Source organism: Pseudomonas sp. 25 R 14 (assembly GCF_900004755.1).
Classification (GTDB): Bacteria; Pseudomonadota; Gammaproteobacteria; order Pseudomonadales; family Pseudomonadaceae; genus Aquipseudomonas; species Aquipseudomonas brenneri.
Genome location: NZ_CVTS01000038.1, coordinates 317,129 through 333,237, shown reverse-complemented (window position 1 = coordinate 333,237; position 16,109 = coordinate 317,129). Strand labels below are relative to the sequence as shown.

At 59.5% G+C, this 16,109-nt stretch carries 15 protein-coding genes; 8 read left to right on the top strand and 7 right to left on the bottom strand.

Going from position 1 to position 16,109, the window contains the following annotated elements:
• The first annotated feature begins 241 nt into the window (after nt 1-241).
• Nucleotides 242-997, top strand: coding sequence for a TetR/AcrR family transcriptional regulator (locus BFQ03_RS11375; RefSeq protein ID WP_032861327.1), 756 nt, complete (start codon nt 242-244; stop codon nt 995-997).
• A gap of 202 nt (nt 998-1,199) precedes the next feature.
• Here the strand turns inward: BFQ03_RS11375 and BFQ03_RS11370 are convergent, their stop codons facing one another.
• Entirely contained in the window at nt 1,200-2,264 is a 1,065-nt protein-coding gene (locus BFQ03_RS11370; RefSeq protein ID WP_032861326.1) for an FUSC family protein, read from the bottom strand.
• A 104-nt stretch (nt 2,265-2,368) separates the two neighbouring features.
• Nucleotides 2,369-3,994 (bottom strand): NADP-dependent glyceraldehyde-3-phosphate dehydrogenase, encoded by a 1,626-nt coding sequence (locus BFQ03_RS11365; RefSeq protein WP_065943115.1) that lies wholly within the window; start codon nt 3,992-3,994, stop codon nt 2,369-2,371.
• Between the two features lie 140 nt (nt 3,995-4,134).
• Here BFQ03_RS11365 and BFQ03_RS11360 point away from each other — a divergent pair, with 140 nt between their 5' ends.
• Complete coding sequence (locus BFQ03_RS11360) at nt 4,135-5,001, top strand: Dyp-type peroxidase (protein WP_065943114.1); 867 nt, start codon at nt 4,135-4,137, stop codon at nt 4,999-5,001.
• 38 nt (nt 5,002-5,039) lie between these two features.
• Here BFQ03_RS11360 and BFQ03_RS11355 read toward each other — a convergent pair whose 3' ends face one another.
• Together BFQ03_RS11355 and BFQ03_RS11350 are read right to left on the bottom strand one after the other, a co-directional pair.
• On the bottom strand, nt 5,040-5,561 hold the full coding sequence (locus BFQ03_RS11355; RefSeq protein ID WP_065943113.1) for a DUF3087 family protein: 522 nt from the start codon (nt 5,559-5,561) through the stop codon (nt 5,040-5,042).
• 187 nt (nt 5,562-5,748) lie between these two features.
• Nucleotides 5,749-5,991: a DUF6555 family protein gene (locus BFQ03_RS11350; protein WP_032861322.1), complete on the bottom strand. Its 243-nt coding sequence runs from the start codon at nt 5,989-5,991 to the stop codon at nt 5,749-5,751.
• Nucleotides 5,992-6,152: 161 nt separating this feature from the next.
• Between BFQ03_RS11350 and BFQ03_RS11345 the strand changes: the two genes are divergently transcribed.
• From BFQ03_RS11345 to BFQ03_RS11330, 4 genes are all read left to right on the top strand, one after another.
• The gene (locus BFQ03_RS11345; RefSeq protein WP_065943112.1) at nt 6,153-6,986 is read left to right on the top strand and encodes an arylamine N-acetyltransferase family protein; all 834 of its coding nucleotides are present in this window, start codon (nt 6,153-6,155) and stop codon (nt 6,984-6,986) included.
• Between the two features lie 145 nt (nt 6,987-7,131).
• A complete protein-coding gene (locus tag BFQ03_RS11340) occupies nt 7,132-7,500 on the top strand; it encodes a c-type cytochrome (protein WP_032861319.1) in 369 nt (122 codons plus the stop codon).
• A 77-nt stretch (nt 7,501-7,577) separates the two neighbouring features.
• Entirely contained in the window at nt 7,578-8,906 is a 1,329-nt protein-coding gene (locus tag BFQ03_RS11335; RefSeq protein WP_175403897.1) for a D-arabinono-1,4-lactone oxidase, read from the top strand.
• Nucleotides 8,907-8,974: 68 nt separating this feature from the next.
• Nucleotides 8,975-10,186, top strand: coding sequence for a DSD1 family PLP-dependent enzyme (locus BFQ03_RS11330; protein WP_162276355.1), 1,212 nt, complete (start codon nt 8,975-8,977; stop codon nt 10,184-10,186).
• Nucleotides 10,187-10,298: 112 nt separating this feature from the next.
• Here BFQ03_RS11330 and BFQ03_RS11325 read toward each other — a convergent pair whose 3' ends face one another.
• On the bottom strand, nt 10,299-11,237 hold the full coding sequence (locus tag BFQ03_RS11325) for a SphA family protein (protein WP_065943109.1): 939 nt from the start codon (nt 11,235-11,237) through the stop codon (nt 10,299-10,301).
• Between the two features lie 217 nt (nt 11,238-11,454).
• Here BFQ03_RS11325 and BFQ03_RS11320 point away from each other — a divergent pair, with 217 nt between their 5' ends.
• Nucleotides 11,455-12,480 carry an AraC family transcriptional regulator gene (locus BFQ03_RS11320; protein WP_065943108.1) on the top strand — a complete coding sequence of 342 codons (1,026 nt, stop codon included), beginning with the start codon at nt 11,455-11,457 and terminating at the stop codon, nt 12,478-12,480.
• A 99-nt stretch (nt 12,481-12,579) separates the two neighbouring features.
• On the opposite strand, the gene BFQ03_RS11315 is transcribed toward BFQ03_RS11320, so the two are convergent.
• Both BFQ03_RS11315 and BFQ03_RS11310 read right to left on the bottom strand, forming a co-directional pair.
• Entirely contained in the window at nt 12,580-12,918 is a 339-nt protein-coding gene (locus tag BFQ03_RS11315) for a DUF6388 family protein (protein ID WP_032861313.1), read from the bottom strand.
• 32 nt (nt 12,919-12,950) lie between these two features.
• Nucleotides 12,951-13,178, bottom strand: a complete 228-nt coding sequence (locus BFQ03_RS11310; RefSeq protein WP_223232678.1) for a hypothetical protein — start codon at nt 13,176-13,178, stop codon at nt 12,951-12,953.
• 408 nt (nt 13,179-13,586) lie between these two features.
• Between BFQ03_RS11310 and BFQ03_RS11305 the strand changes: the two genes are divergently transcribed.
• Nucleotides 13,587-15,689 (top strand): PTS sugar transporter subunit IIC/EAL domain-containing protein, encoded by a 2,103-nt coding sequence (locus BFQ03_RS11305; RefSeq protein WP_065943107.1) that lies wholly within the window; start codon nt 13,587-13,589, stop codon nt 15,687-15,689.
• Nucleotides 15,690-16,109: the final 420 nt, after the last annotated feature.

Genomic DNA, 16,109 nt, shown 5'->3' with positions numbered 1-16,109 from the left:
GTTTGAATAGTAACTGTGATCCAGCGGCTTCGCCAGCTACAGACATAGAGCGGTTTTTCCCGTGGCAGAGCCGATGCCAACCGCTGGAAAACGCCTGGGCCTACTCTTTGGAAACCGTTTAAAGGGCGACCAGCAATGCGTTTGGATAGTAGGGTGCAGTGTCACTGCTTGCTTTCGCGCACCCGCCCCGGTATAAAAAATCAAATTTTGTTTTAAAACATATTTCCCCCGTGGAACTTATATGGTCGCGAAGAAACTCAGCGCTCCAAATGTAACCAAGACTCGACTGCTGGATGCGACAGAGGCTCTTTTCATCAAGTACGGCTACGACGCCGTGTTGTTGCGGCAAATCACCGAGAAGGCTCAGGTCAACCTCGCCGCGGTAAATTATCATTTCGGGGACAAGGACTCCCTGATGAAAACATTACTGATGCAACGCCTGGAGCCGCTCAACGAGCAGCGCCTGGAGTTGCTTGCCCGCTGCGAGGCCGAGTCTGACGGCCCGCTCGATTGCGATACTTTGCTCGGTGTTCTGTTCGCCCCGGCCATGGGCCTGGAGCGCAGTGATCCGGCCAGCGGTGAAGGGCGCTCCTTCATCCGCTTCCTCGGCCGGGTCTACAGCGATACTTCGCCGTTCATCCAGGAATACCTCAAGGTCCACTACCAGCCGGTGTTCCAGCGCTTCTTCGAAGCCTTCGCCCTGGCGTTGCCCGACCTGCCGCGCAATGAGCTGGGGGTGCGTCTGCAATTTGCCCTGAAGGCGATTTCCGGGGTGATGGCGGGCACTGAACTGCGCCTGCTGATGAACTCCATGAGCCTGGGGCGCCCGGCCACGGACGCGGAAGTCATGGCCAAGCTGATCACACTGGTCTCGGCGGCCATTCGTGTGCCGCAGCAAAGCCCTGAAGCCGAAACCGCGCTGGCGCGGGTACTCGATACCCAGCGCGCAATTCGCGAACAGTCCACCATGCCGGCCAGCAGTAAAGCCGCGCGCTGATCCATTCAACACAAGCAAGTACGGGAGCAGGACAGCTCCCGTGCGGCTTATCAAATCGCGCGCAAAAAAAAGCCCGCTGGGGCGGCGGGCTTGATGTGCAACGTTTGTAACGGATGAGGCTTCACACTACGTCTGCGGATGTGAATAAATCGTGAAAAAAATGTAAGAGAAAATGTAGGAATACGTTTTTGTGTAAAAGGCTTCAGATCTTCCACGCCTTGGCGCTTTTCGCCAATCGTGCGTGCATCGCGTCGACATTGGCCGCCAACTGCGCGGTCAATAACCGATAGCCATCTAACGCGCTGTGCACGGGAGCTTCCAGGGCGGCTTGCGTAACCGGCACCGCCTGGCCGGGGCGCTCCAACCGCTGTGTGGCGCCTGATTGCAGGGCCCGCGCCATCCCGATCAGCTGCACGCGAATCTGCCGATGTTGTGTCTTGAGCGCCAACTGCACGCGCGCCATGGCCTGCTCATCCCGTGGATCAGGGCGGGTATTGCCAAGAATTTCCAGCGTGCTGATGCACAGGCGCAGATGCCGTTGGATCGCGTCCAGCTCGGTCATGGAGATCCGCACTTCCTTGGACACCGATGGCATCAGCGAACGCAATTGCAGCATCGCCGCATTCAGGCGATTGAGCAGCTTGAGATGCTCATCATCGGTAACCGACTGGCCGCTGATGATCCGGCTGTAGAGCGTGGCGCAATCACGCAGGGCGCTGGCCAGGTTATAGCGCCAGGAATACACCGCATACAGCGGCAGGGCGAAGGAAAACGCCAGGGCCAGGGCGATGCCGATCAAGATGTCGACGGTGCGCCACAGGCCGTCGGACAGTGGGTTGTCCCCGTGGCCGGCGACGATAAACACGGTGATCCCTGATAGCAGCGCGGTGTACCCACCCTTGCCGATGGCGTGATAGGAAAAGAAGCCGCATACCACTGACATCAACAGGTAGGTCAACAATGGTTGGCCGAGGTAAGCCTGCTGCGCCACCAGCAGCAGGCCAACGCTGGCACCGATCAGCGTGCCATAGGCCCGCTCCACGGCTTTCTTGCCGATATTGCCGTGATGCTGCAAGCCGCCAATCACTACCAGCATGGTCACCGACGCCCATTCACCGTGGGGCAGGTTGATACCGGTGGTCAGCAGAATGGTTGCGAGCAGGCCGATGGAAACCCGTATGGCGTGGATCAGCTTGGCGTGACGATAACGACGATAGGGATCGAGCAGTGGCCGCAACAGGCGGCGGGCGAAGGGCGGCAGATTCATCGGGATTAAGAGGGCCTCATCTGGATGTGGGAGCTGGCTTGCCTGCGATGACATCACCTGCACTGAGGTGCCTGCATCGCGGGCAAGCCCGCTCCCATAGGGGGTTAGAAAATATAGTCGGTGGTCAGGAAGCTCGACGCCCGGTCACGAATGATATCGCTGATCAGCGCCTTATTGCTGTCCTGGAACTTGGTTGCCACCAGGGTGCGGATTGAAAACACCCGCAAGGCGTCATGCACCGACAGTGTGCCCTCGGCCGAGTTCTTGCGGCCATTGAACGGGAACGTATCGGGGCCGCGCTGGCATTGGGCGTTGATGTTGATCCGGCCCACCTGGTTGGCGAAGGTGTCCACCAGGCGCCCGACCTGTGCCGGGTCGGTGCCGAAGATACTCAGTTGTTGGCCGAAATCCGATTCCAGGACGTAGTCGATCACCGTATCGAGGTCGCGGTAGGGCACGATGGGCACCACCGGGCCGAACTGTTCCTCGTGATACACACGCATCTGCGGGTTCACCGGGTACAGCACCGCCGGGTAGAAGAACGAGCCACGGCTGACACCGCCATTGGTGTTCACCACCCTGGCCCCGTGTTGCGCGGCATCGGCCACCAAGCCGTTGAGGTAGTCGACCTTGCCTATCTCCGGCAACGGTGTCAGCGATACACCGTCCTCCCAGGGCATGCCCGGTTTGAGGGTGGCGAGTTTGTGGTTGAACTTCTCGATGAAACGCTCGACCACGGCTTCATGCACAAACAGGATTTTCAGCGCGGTGCAGCGCTGGCCGTTGAAGGACAGCGAGCCGGTGACGGCTTCGTTGACCGCGTTATCCAGATCGACCTCCGGCAGTACAATGCCGGGATTTTTCGCATCCAGTCCCAGTGCTGCACGCAGGCGGTGTGGGCGCGGGTGCAGTTTTTTCAAATCACTGGCGGCCTTGTTGGTGCCGATAAACGCAAAAATATCCACCTTGCCGCTGGCCATCAGCGCACTGACCGTCTCACGGCCGCTGCCATAGATGACGTTGATGACACCGGCCGGGAAGCTGTCGCGGAAGGCCTCCAGTAATGGACGGATCAGCAGCACACCGAGCTTGGCGGGCTTGAACACCACGGTGTTGCCCATGATCAGGGCCGGGATCAGCGTGGTGAAGGTTTCATTGAGCGGGTAGTTGTAGGGGCCCATGCACAGCGCCACGCCCATGGGTACGCGGCGGATTTGCCCCAGGGTGTCCTGCTCCAGTTCAAAGCGGCTGGAGCGACGGTCCAGTTCCTTGAGGGCATTGATGGTGTCGGTGATGTAGTCGCAGGTGCGGTCGAATTCTTTCTGGGAGTCCTTGAGGTTCTTGCCGATTTCCCACATCAGCAGTTTCACCACGGCATCGCGCTGTTCGCGCATGCGCCGCAAAAACGCCTCGACGTGCTGGATACGCTCGACCACGCGCAGGGTTGGCCATTGGCCCTGGCCACGGTCATAGGCGCGCACTGCGGCGTCGAGGGCGAGCAGGGCGGTCTCGGCATCCAGCAGCGGCGTGCTGCCGATAATGACCGCCGTGTCGCCGTCAGCGCCCGCCAGTTGGACTGGGCTGCGGACCTGGGCCAAGGGGCCATCCCAGATATGCAATTGGCCGTCGACCAGGTAGTCGCGTTGCTCGATGGGGGCGGCGAGGCGAAATTGTTCGGGAATGTCATCGGCGGTGGGAAACAGATTGGCAAGCAGGTGATTGGTGGTCATGTCGCTACCCCTGGAGTGGTTGCACAGCTTGGGTCAGAGATTCCTCCATCCGAGGGCTCTGTTGCAAGGCTTACACGTATTTCCCTACGCACAGTGGGGCTGTGCCGGGTAAACTACGCGGCTTTCTTGAAGGAGTTCATATGAGTCAGTACCAGCCGGGCATTCTTGCCGCACCGGTGCCGTTGCAGGCACGCCATCTGTTTTTTACCGTCGAGTCCATCGACGCTGTGCCGGCAGCGCTCGACGCATTGGTGCAGTTGGTCGACTCGGCAGTGGTGGTGGGTTTGGGTGAGCCGCTGGTCAAGGCACTCGGCGCGCACATCGAAGGGCTGCGCAGCTTCCCGCATACCTCGGGGCCGGGCGCCAACAACCCATCGACCCAGCAGGCCTTATGGTGCTGGCTGCATGGCGAAGACCGGGGTGAATTGCTGCTGCGCAGCCGGGCCTTTGAAAAAGCCCTGGCGCCGGCATTTCGCCTGGTGCAGATGACGGAAGGTTTCCGCTACAAGACCGGCTTCGACCTGACCGACTACGAAGATGGCACCGAAAACCCCCACGACGATGCGGCAGTCGAAGCTGCAGTCGCAGGCAGCGGCGCCAGTTTTGCCGCGATCCAGCAATGGCAGCACGACCTGGACGGTTTCGCCGCCTTGCCGGCCCAGGAGCGCGACCACATCATCGGTCGTCGCCATGGCGATAACGAAGAACTGGACGACGCCCCCGAGTCCGCCCACGTCAAGCGCACCGCCCAGGAGAGCTTCAGCCCCGAAGCCTTTGTGGTGCGCCGCTCCATGCCTTGGGCGGAAAATGGCCAGGCGGGGTTAATGTTCCTCGCGTTCGGTCACTCTTTCGACGCCTTTGAGGCCCAATTGCGCCGCATGAGCGGCCTGGAAGACGGGATTGTCGATGGCCTGTACCGCATCAGTACGCCGTTGACCGGTGGCTACTACTGGTGCCCGCCGCTCAAGGATGGGCATCTGGACCTGAGCGCGATCGCCGCCGTCTGATCCCTCCTGTAGGAGTCCGCAAGCGGGCTCCTACAAGATCAACTGTCCTTCATGGCCTCCAGCCACGCCGGGTCCAAGCGCGTTTGCTCTGCCTTGATCCCCAGCGCCTTCATCTGCGCCTTATGTTGTTCGATCTCGCTGACCAGTTGCACCTGTGCGCTGGAATTGGCATCCAGGTCGTGCATCTGCGTCAGTCCCAAGTGATAGAACCGCAGCAGCTTCATCGCTGTCGGATCGTTGGCCTGTGCCCGCTCGGTCACCTTGTGCATGACGTTCGTCACCCGCATCAGGTTGCGCTTGAGCTGCCAGCCATAGATCGCCGGCGCCAGCCAGGCCTTTGACCAGAGCGGGCCACGCACCAGGGCAATGGTCAGCACGACGCCAGCCACCACACCACCGACATTAAAGCGAAAGTTGTCGCCGCCGGGCTCGCCAAACAGCATCACGGCCAGGCTCGACAGCAGCATGGCCAGGGCAATGAAGATGACTGCGACGATCAATGTGCTGCGGCGGGTCTGCTGACGATAGGTTTGCGGATCGACAGGTTTGATCTCAAACATGCGGGGGGCAGTCTCCATGAGCCAAGTAGGGGTATTGCGCGGGGCGGCATCTTCTCATGGTTTGTGGTTGGGCGTGGGAAAGTTGAACGATAGTGGTCGTGTATCCAGCGTAGGCGCTGGTTTGCCAGCGATGGGGCTCTTGAGTCCGGCGTATCCGCCGAGATCGTCATCGCCGGCAAGCCGGTTCCTACAGGTGCTTGGGTGCGATCCAGGTAACCTCGGTGATGCCGTACTTTTCCGCCCATGGACGGGTGGTTTTCTTGGTGCGCTCATGGCCAGGCCGGCCAATACGCCCGACGTGGGCCACCCCGGCGTCACAGCTGGCCCAGTGCCATGCTTCGGCGTTATTCATCACCTCCGCCCGCACCACAAAGGATTTGGGTTCGCCATGCAGCCTGTATTGGATGGTGTAGATCGTTGCCGTGCTCATATCGCCTCCCTGTTTTGATATGGAGTTGATGCAATCAGGCTCACAAAGGTTCAGAAAGTTTGTGCCGCATTCCTACGCTCGGTTGCTCCAGATCTGTATTGGCAGCGACCACGGTTAAGGGTATTAGTGAACCCCTTCGCCTCGCGTCCAAGGATCGCGCCATGTCCCAGGAATCTCCTCGCCTGACCCACAGCCGCCTGTACCTGCAACGCCTGGGGTATGACACCCCGCCAGCGGCCACGCTGGAGACCTTGGCGCAGTTGCAATTGCGCCATGTCACGACCTTCGCTTTCGAAAACCTCTCGGTTCTGTCGCGGCTGCCGGTGTCCCTTGATTTGGCCAGGATCGAGGAAAAAGTCCTGTTCGAGGGGCGGGGCGGTTATTGCTATGAACTGAACCAGATGTTCCTGGCGTTGTTGCAAGAGCTGGGCTTCGATGCGCGGGGAATCACTGGCCGGGTGGTGATAGGCGGGCCGCCTGATGCACACACCGCGCGCACCCATCGCCTGAGCCTGGTGACCCTTGAAGGTGTGCGCTACATCACCGATGTCGCATTTGGTGGCATGGTGCCGACCAGCCCCTTGCAACTGGACAATCAGGCGCCCCAGGCCACGACCCACGAACCCTACCGCCTGACCTTGAGCGAGGGTAGCTACACCCTGTGGGCCCAGGTTGCGCAAGAGTGGCGCGGGCTGTACGTGTTCGACCTGCAGTCGCAGTCGCATTTCGACTATGAAATCGGCAATTGGTATGTCTCGACTCATCCCGACTCACCGTTCATCCAACAGTTGAAAGTGGCGCTGATCGGGCCTGGCCTACGGCGCACGTTAAACAATGGCAACTACGCAGTTCATCATTTGGGCCGTGACAGCGACAAGCGCACGATCACGGATGTCGAGGAACTGTTGGCACTGCTGCAAGAATCGTTTGGCTTGCGCGTGCCCGAACACCCACAACTACGCCCGCGACTGGTGCAATTATTGGCCGATACCTGATGGAGCGGCTCCAGAACCTTCGATGAAAGGGCGGGCCCATCCTGTCCGCCCAAGCCCCCTTTGTGTCCCCCAATACCCTCAACGCCATGCCGCTGCTGACTTAGTGTGAACCCAGCTCTTCACACACAAAACAGAGAGGGTGGCTATGTGGTCTACGACCCCCCGCCGCATTGGTCTGTTGCTGGCCTTGCTCGGCCTGCTAGCAGCCTGTGACGACAAATCGCAACATCCCCCACAGCGTGCGGTAGTGAGCAACGCGATGCCTTCCGATCCGGCCCTGGCCCAGCTCTACGACAGCAGTTGCAAGCTCTGTCATGCCAACCCGGCCTCCGGTGCGCCGCTGACGGGTGATAGCCATGCCTGGAGCCCGCGTGTCGCACAGGGCGCGGACACGCTGCTGGACCATACCCTCAACGGCTACAACGGTATGCCGCCGATGGGCCTGTGCATGCAGTGCTCGCAGGAGCAGTTCCTGGGGCTGATCAGTTTCATGGCCGGTGTTCACATCCAATAAGAATAATGGGGTAGGTGATGGTGCTTTCACGCAGGCAACTGTTACAGCGCTCGGCCGTGGCCGGTGCGTTCATGGCAATGAGCAGTAACCCGGCACTGGCCCAGTTGGCCCGGGCGCCGCGGTTGATACCCTGGCGCAACTGGTCGGGGGCACAGAGTTGCCTGCCCCTTGAGCGGCTGGCACCCAAGGACCTGGGAGAGTTGGTGCAGGTCATTCGCCAGGCTCCGGGCAAGATACGCCCGGTGGGTTCGGGGCATTCGTTCAGTGCCTTGGTGCCGACAGATGGCACGTTACTGTCGCTGAGTTTTTTCAATGGGTTGCTCGACCATGATGCCAGCACCCTGCAAGCCACCTTCGCCGCTGGCACGCCCATGTCGCGCATGGGCCCGGCACTCAAGGCAATCGGCCAGGCGCTGCCGAACATGGCGGACATCGACTACCAGACCCTGGCGGGTGCCATCGCCACCTCGACCCATGGCACCGGGGTTGGGTTTACCTCGTATTCCGCCGGTGTCACTGGCCTGCAACTGGTCACGGCCCAGGGCGAGGTGCTGGACTGCGACGCCGAGCGTGAGCGCGAGCTGTTCAATGCGGCTCGGGTGTCACTGGGCGCGCTCGGGGTGACCACCCGGGTGCGTTTGCAAAACCGCGAACCTTACCGCCTGCGGGAGCGCCAATGGATCGCCAAGACTGAAGAGCTGCTGGAGGATGTGGCGAAAAACACGCGGGAGAACCAGCACTGGGAAATGCTGGTGGTGACGCATTCCGACTACGCCTTGTCCATCGCCCTCAACGAGACCAGCGACGCTCCAACCCCGCCGATCGACCCGGCAGAGGAGGGTGGCAATGAGTTTGTATCGATTATTGAAAACCTCGACAAATATGTCAGCGACTTTCCCGAAACGCGCCGTACGTTGCTCAACAGCCTGCGTTATTTCGCCAGTTTCCAGGAGCGTGTGGCGGAGTCGTTCGAAATCTACGCCAACGTGCGCAATGTGCGTTTCAACGAGATGGAGTATTCGGTGCCTGCTGAGCACGGCCCGGCCTGCCTGCGGGAAATCCTCAAGCTGATCCGCGACAAGGACCTGCGGACCTGGTTTCCCATCGAGTACCGCTACGTCAAGGCTGACGATATTCCCCTGAGCATGTTTGAAGGTCGCGACAGTTGCTCTATCTCGGTGCACCAGCACTACACCATGGATCATCACAATTTTTTTGCCGCCGTCGAGCCGATCTTCTGGAAATACGCCGGGCGGCCACACTGGGGCAAATTGCATACCCTCAACGCCCGCACGTTGCAGACCCTGTATCCGCGCTGGAATGAGTTCACTCGGGTGCGCCAGGCCCTGGATCCCGATGGCAAATTCCTCAATGCACACCTGTCATCTATCCTGGGAGTTGCCTGATGAATCGCAGAAACTTCATGGCCGGCACCCTGGGCGCCGGTGCCTTGCTGGTGGCGGGCGCGGCGTTGCTGCGCCCGACTGACCGGGGGTCGCCCTACAGTGAGTATTTTCGCCAGTTGAACCAGCAGCTCAAAGCCCATGGGCCGATGCGCCCGGTGCTGTTGGTCGACCTGGATTGCCTGGACCACAACATCGACATCGTGATGCAATCGGTCCGGCGGGGCGGCAAGCACCTGCGCCTGGTGGAAAAATCCCTGCCCGCACCGGGCTTGCTGGCCTACATTGCCAAGCGTGCGGGTACCCAACGTCTGATGTCTTTTCACCAACCCTTTCTCAACCACGACGCGCAGGTGTTTCAAGGCGCCGATATTCTGCTGGGCAAGCCGTTGCCGGTGCGTTCTGCCGAGCTGTTCTATCAACGCCACCAGGGGCCATTCGATCCTGCCCGGCAATTGCAATGGCTGCTGGACACGCCGCAGCGCCTGCAACAATACCTGGCGCTGGCCCAGGGGCTGGGGACACGGCTGCGGATCAATATCGAGCTGGATGTGGGCCTGCATCGCGGCGGTATCAGCGATAACGCGGTGCTGGGGCAGATGCTCGGGCTGATCCAGGCGCACCCGCAGCACCTGGAGTTTGCCGGCTTCATGGGCTATGACCCGTTTGTCGGCATGGGCGTGCCGGGCATCCTTGGCTCGCCCCAGGCGTTGTTCGATAAGGTCATGCTGCGTTACAACGCCTTTGTCGACTTCACCCGCCAGCAGTTTGCAGGCCTGTGGCATGACGGCCTGACACTCAATACGGCAGGCAGCCCCAGCTATCGGATACATGAGCAGGAGCAATTAAGCAGCGAAGTCTCGGTGGGCACAGCCATGCTCAAGCCCACGCATTACGATTTGCCATCCCTGGGCGAGCATGTGCCAGCGGCCTATATCGCTACGCCGGTCCTCAAAAGCACGGGGGCGGTCAATATTCCTGCACTGGACGACAAGTCCCGGCTGTTGTCCTGGTGGGATCGCAACCAGCGCGCCACGTTCTTTATCTATGGCGGTAACTGGATGGCCGAGTTCGAGTCACCCTCGGGGCTGCAAAGCAATGGGTTGTACGGCCGCAGCTCCAACCAGGAGATGGTCAATGGCTCGCCGCAGGTGGGCTTGAACGTCGACGACCAGGTGTTCTTGCGCCCGACCCAGACTGAGTCGGTGCTCCTGCAGTTTGGCGACCTGCTGGCGGTGCGTGACGGCAAAATTGTCGAAAGCTGGCCGGTATACACCGGATAACGTCACGCATCCCAGGCAGGAGCCGGCTTGCTGGCGATGACAGCCGTTAGAACACCGCAGGGTGTCAGGTACCCAACGTCATCGTTAACGGCCATCGCGGGCAAGCCCGCTCCTACAATGCAAACGGAATCGTCAGCTTGGCCCACAACATGTCGCCTTCCGGGCGGTTCTCGACATCAAACTCCTTGGCCCAACGGATCTCCCCGCTGGCGTACTTGAGAAAGGTGAAGTACACCGCAGGTCCAATCGCAAATACCTGGCCGCGTACCCCGTCGTCGACCGCTTCGCCGTAGATATTGGTGACGGTGCGTCCGTACTGCTTATCGTCAGTCGTCTGCTTGAGGTAGTAGCCATTGATGCCCAGGCTCACGTTGTCGGTCACTTTGTAGCTGGCCGAATAATCAAAGTGGAAAATCTGCCCGGAGCGGTAGTCCGTAGCGTGGTTTTCCTTGTTGAAACTGTAGGTGGTCTTGATCGACAGTTCCGTGCGCTCGTTTGGCAGCCACGTTGCCGAAACCAGCGGCTTGTAGGTGTAGAAGTTGTTGCTGGTGTTGGCCAGGCGTGAAGCATCGTATTCCCCAGTAGGCACCGTGATCTCCACGGCGGCGGCCAAGGTCAGGTTTTTGCCCATGTCCCACAGGATAATCGGCGCGATAGTTGTGTCACCCATGCTTTCACGTTGGTCAGACATGCCAAACAGCGCCACTTGTTGCTTGAGGTACGGCTGGGCGATGTAGCCGCCCAGCCGCCCGCCCAACACCCGCAACGGGCTCAGGTAGTCCAGGCGCGGAATGATCGCGTCCGAGCGGATCTTCACCTGTGGCACCTTGCCCCCGAGCGAGCTGATATCCAGCTTCGTGGCTTCATAGTGGTTGTAGTAGAGGTTGAAGGCGAACATGTGGTCCGGCAGGTGATCGACATCCAGTGGCAGGATGTAGAAGCCGTCGGTACCTGTACCGATATTGTCCACGCCGCCTTCTGTGGCCAGGGTCGACAGGCTGATAAGGGCCAGGGCAAGGGGGAAGGGGGCAAGCGCGCGGGTCGGGTTCATGTCTGGGCTCATTATTATTGTTAGAGGGCCGGCCCTCATTGGAGCCGTGCCCATAGAAATAAGCCCTTGGCGCCCCAGAGGGCAGGGTATTGGCGGCCACATAGGGGGGCTTTGCCGGACACTGTTCATTCAGAGTGCGGCGAAGCTTGCAAGCACCTATGATTATCAGGATGTTTCTAAAACAATAACCGGGCATAGAGTCGGGAATCGCAGATCCATGCACAGCAAAACCGTTGATCCACACTACGAATTGGCGCTGGTGTCACCGTTTCTCCTGCAAACCCTGGGGCAAGTCGTCGCACAAAAGGGCGCCAGTGCCGAGCATCTGTGCCGTGGCCTGGGGTTTACCCTGGCGGACCTGGACGATCCGGCACTGCGAATTTCCTATCGCCAGGCCGTGGCGATGATCCAGCGCGCACTCAAGGTCCTGCCTGACCAGGGGTTGGGCCTGTGTGTCGGCAATCAGAATGTGCTGGGCACCCTGGGCCTGCTGGGGCATGTCATCTCGTTGTGCAAGACCCTGCGCGATGCGTTTGCCGTGGGCGAGCGGCACCAACACACCTCCGGCGGTATCGCCACCTCACGGACCCATGAAAGCGCCCAGGAGGTCATGGTCGAGGTTGAATGTCTGTTGCCTTATGCCGAGGTTCAGGTGTTTGCCGCCGAGGAGTTCTTTGCCAGCCTCATGGTCTACGGCCGCACACTGGTGGGCAGCGAATTCAAGCCATTGCGCATGGAGTTCATGCACGCGCCGCCGTTGTATGCCGCCGAGTATCAACGTTTGTTCGGTGACGATGTGCGCTTTGGCTGCCTGCACAACCGTATGGTCCTGGAGGCACGCTGGCTGGACGTGTCCCTGCCGAATCACCATGCCCTGGCATTGCGTCAGGCCCTTGGCCTGCTTGAGTTGGAAAGTGCCCAGCTACACCGGAAAATGGACCTGATCCAGGCGGTAGAGCGCGCTATTTCCCGCGACTTGCAGGGCAGTCAATTGGAAAAGGTCGCCAGTGACCTGAACATGAGCGGGCGCACACTGCGCCGACGCCTGACCGACCACGGGCTGACATTCGAGGCGTTGCTGGAACAGGCTCGTCGCGCCCGGACCATGGGGTTGTTGAGTAACCCTGGCCTGTCCATCGAGCGTATTACCCAAGAGGTGGGCTACAGTGACGTACGCAGCTTTCGCCGGGCGTTCAAGCGGTGGACAGGGCTCAGTCCCAGTGCGTTTCGCAGTGTGGGGTGAGGCCCAGTGTCAAACCCTGGACCATCACTACTGACCCGTTGCAAGCGGCAATTCAGTGTGAACACTCTGTGGTGGGACACCGGTTCACTGACCGCGCGGTTAAGGAGAACCGTCAGCCAGGCCATGGAGCTGACAGTATTCATCCCACGCCAGGCCTGCCATTTGGGCCACTTCCTTATGCACTTCCAGGCGGTTGGCCTCGAACTCCTGTGGCGACTGGCTGATCAGTTGCAGCGTCAACTCCCAGGCAAACAGGTTCTGGGACTCTGCCTGCGCCTCGAAGGCTTCGTGCAGACGTTCGGCACGGTATTGCGCCATGGTTTCGCGCTTGGCCTGGGCGGCCAGAGGGTTCAGCGTATCCAGTTCGGCGCGCAACTCGGGATGCTGGCTCAAGAAGATGTCCAGGGCCAGCCGATGGTTTTCGCCAGGTTCAGACAAGGGGTTACTCCCGGAGCATAGGTTGCGCGACCTCAGGATGAGGTTTGTTCGTAACGGCTTTTACGTCGGGCGCGTTTACGCAGCCGATTGGCAGTCCACTGTTGCAGGGGATCCAGCAAGAAAAAAAACAGGTAGGCGGCGAGTACCAGGGTCAAGTCGACCCAAGTCTTGCTGATAGGTCCTTCCACCGCTTCGACGGCGGCTTTGATAGAGAACAGTACGGCGACCCCACACAGCCAGAGCACTGTCGTGAAAGCCAAAGGTCGTGCGCGATTTGAAAGCCTGCCTTGCATGTCGAATACATCTCCCTGAGAACGCTGGGTCAGTTGGTGTGCCGAGACCTGCGGGGTAACGGTGGTCTGCGGATCTACCAGCCTGTGGGTTGGTAGACCTGTCCAGCTCATGACCTTTGTGGGTCGCTGTTGGTTCCGAAAACCAGCGGTTCGCCCCTGGGCAGTACAACCCTGACGCGCGCTATTGTTTCAAAAAGTGCAGGATACTACACCCTCGCCAACGTATCTGCGGGTACTTTAAGGCGATTTATCGCGGTCCGGCGGGGCAAAAACCTTTCACTCTCTGAGCCTGGGCGTGTAGCGTTAACCCCTGTTGAAGGCCGCCCCTCCGGTGCGACGGCCAAGGGCCAGGAAACGCGGGGCAGGGAGACAATCATGGCGCAAACGCTGTTCAAGCTCTTCTTCACCCAGCGCCTGGCTGCCCTGGCAAGCACAGAGTCGTTGCGGGCCATCCGTGAAGGCCTGTTATGGATCTTGCCGTGCCTGCTGGTCTCGGCAGGTTTTCTGCTGTTGTCCGAATGCGCTCGGGTCCTGAATTTTCCGTCGCCGCTTGTGGCATTCCTGGCGGGTCTGCATGCCAAGATCAGTTCTGTCATCCCGTTGCTGGTAGCAGCCTCCATCGGCTATATGCTGGCGATCCAGCACCGATTGCCACAGCTACCAGTGGCCTTCCTGTGCCTGGCGCACGTGGTCATTGCCACTTTTGTCCTGCGGGACTATCCACGTGCGTCGGCGACCTTTGTGTTGTTTATTGCCATCGCTTCGCCGCTGATCAATGTCCCGGCGATTGCCAGGTTGCATCGGTATCGCTGGACCCGCCTGGTCAACGAAGACCTGGTGGGGCACAACCTCAAGGGCACCATCAACATGGTCGTGCCGGGGGCAATCACCGCACTGCTGCTGGTGGTGACGTTGTCTCTGCTGTTGCAGGTTCCTCATGTGGTGCAGTTCCAGGGGCCTGATATGCTCGATGCGCTTCAGTCGCCTTATGGCAGCGGGGTGTTTGTCACGGCGATCAATTCGCTGCTGTGGTTTTTTGGCATTCATGGCGTGTATGCGATCCAGCCGCTGTTTGACGCATTGGACCAGGCGGTGGTACTCAACGGTGCGGCGCTGGCGGCGGGAGAGCCCATTCAATACGTGTTGAATGCCGGCCTGCTGGGGTGCTTTGCCTTTATTGGTGGGTCTGGCGGTTCCCTGTGTCTGTTGCTGGCGATTCTGCTGTTTTCCAAGAGCCAGTCCATGCGTTTGCTGGCGGTGGCCAGCCTGCCGCTGTCGTTGTTCAACGTCAGCGAGGTGTTGTTGTTCGGCTTGCCGATCATCCTCAATCCGCGCCTGTTTATTCCCTTTTTAGCCGTCCCGGTGATCAACACTCTGCTGGCGTTGATCGTGGTGCAGGCTGGCTGGGTCTCGCCGGCGGTCGCCAGTGTGCCCTTTACCGCGCCGGTGCTGCTCAATGCCTACCTGAGTACCCAGGGGGATTTGGCGGCGGTGGCGTTGCAACTGGTGCTGCTGGGGTTGGGGACGCTGATCTATGCACCCTATGTCCGTGCAATCCACCGGCAGGCCGTGGAGGGCGGTACGGTTTACCTCAAGTCTTTCGACACGACCTTTCGCGGGCTTGAGGAAAAAGGCCGTCTGCTGGAAATGGATCCGGTGCTGACGTCGCACAAGGCGCTGGCACGACAGGCTCTTGAGTTGAGCAGGATCCAGCAGATCAGCGACTACGAGTTCTACCTGGAATTTCAGCCCCAGGTGTCCTCCTTGACTGGCTTGTGCACGGGTTGCGAGGCGCTGATGCGGGCACGGGATGGCGAAGGCAAGGTGCACTCGCCATGGGAGTTCCTCCAGTGGCTGGCTCAAGCCCGGTTGATGCCGGACGTAGACTTGTGGGTTGCCTCCCAGGCCGTGCGCCAATACCAGAAATGGCAGAAAACCGGCTTTGCACTGCCAATCACCATCAATGTCTCCAGCGCCACCCTGACGACCCCGGCGTATGGCAGGCAACTGGTGCAGATCCTGTCCCAGGCCAACGGTCATGTGTCGGTGGAGATCACCGAGGATGCGCTGGTGGGTGATATCCAGGTGACGCGGCAGATGATCGAAAAGCTGCAGGCCATTGGTGCCAAGGTGTACATCGACGACTTCGGCACCGGGTTTTCTGCGTTGAGTTACTTGCACCAGTTCCCGGTGGACTTCATCAAGATCGACCGCAGTTTTGTGGTTGCCCAGCAAGACCCCAAGGGGGCGCAGGTATTGACCGGCATGCTGCGCTTTTGTGAAGCGCTGAACCTGGGGGTAGTGGTGGAGGGCGTGGAAACGGCTGAGCAATTGGCGTTTCTTCAGTCGGGCCGGGGACACTCGGGGGCAGAACTGATCATTCAGGGTTGGTATTTCAGTAAAGCGTTGCCCGGTGACGCGGTGCAAGGGTTTGTTCGTGAGCGAGCGGTCAAAGTGAATGATGAGGCGGGTGCTTAGCCACTTCTATAATGACATCGTATTGTTCCTACAGATAAATCCTTCAAATAATTCCGCTATATATTGAGCCTCTACTTCCCATGTGCTGGCGCTGCTGCTGGAGTAGCTCAGTATTTCTAATTGTTTATATTTTCTGCGGGTATAAAGCTGTTACGTAGGATTTCTCGCAAATAAATAATGTCCTCTGGCGCAATTGGTGTTTTCAGGTAGATTGTTTAATACAGATTGTGAAGAAAAAGACTTTGGTTGCGGGGGTATGCGTGTGGTTGTTTTGCCTGCGTTGATCAAAGCGCCATTACGCAGTGAGTTTCTTAGTGCGTGCTGGAAGTTTACTCAATATGGATGCTGTTCTATGTCCATGCTTAATTATGAATAGCGTCAGCGTATAGATAATCAAGTTTGGCACTATTGCTTGAAGAA

Coding starts and splice junctions, on each gene's coding strand:
- BFQ03_RS11375 (WP_032861327.1), top strand. CDS start 242: ATGGTCGCGAAGAAACTCAGCGCTCCAAATGTAACCAAGACTCGACTG.
- BFQ03_RS11360 (WP_065943114.1), top strand. CDS start 4,135: ATGAGTCAGTACCAGCCGGGCATTCTTGCCGCACCGGTGCCGTTGCAG.
- BFQ03_RS11370 (WP_032861326.1), bottom strand. CDS start 2,264: ATGAATCTGCCGCCCTTCGCCCGCCGCCTGTTGCGGCCACTGCTCGAT.
- BFQ03_RS11365 (WP_065943115.1), bottom strand. CDS start 3,994: ATGACCACCAATCACCTGCTTGCCAATCTGTTTCCCACCGCCGATGAC.
- BFQ03_RS11350 (WP_032861322.1), bottom strand. CDS start 5,991: ATGAGCACGGCAACGATCTACACCATCCAATACAGGCTGCATGGCGAA.
- BFQ03_RS11340 (WP_032861319.1), top strand. CDS start 7,132: ATGTGGTCTACGACCCCCCGCCGCATTGGTCTGTTGCTGGCCTTGCTC.
- BFQ03_RS11335 (WP_175403897.1), top strand. CDS start 7,578: ATGAGCAGTAACCCGGCACTGGCCCAGTTGGCCCGGGCGCCGCGGTTG.
- BFQ03_RS11345 (WP_065943112.1), top strand. CDS start 6,153: ATGTCCCAGGAATCTCCTCGCCTGACCCACAGCCGCCTGTACCTGCAA.
- BFQ03_RS11320 (WP_065943108.1), top strand. CDS start 11,455: ATGCACAGCAAAACCGTTGATCCACACTACGAATTGGCGCTGGTGTCA.
- BFQ03_RS11325 (WP_065943109.1), bottom strand. CDS start 11,237: ATGAACCCGACCCGCGCGCTTGCCCCCTTCCCCCTTGCCCTGGCCCTT.
- BFQ03_RS11355 (WP_065943113.1), bottom strand. CDS start 5,561: ATGTTTGAGATCAAACCTGTCGATCCGCAAACCTATCGTCAGCAGACC.
- BFQ03_RS11305 (WP_065943107.1), top strand. CDS start 13,587: ATGGCGCAAACGCTGTTCAAGCTCTTCTTCACCCAGCGCCTGGCTGCC.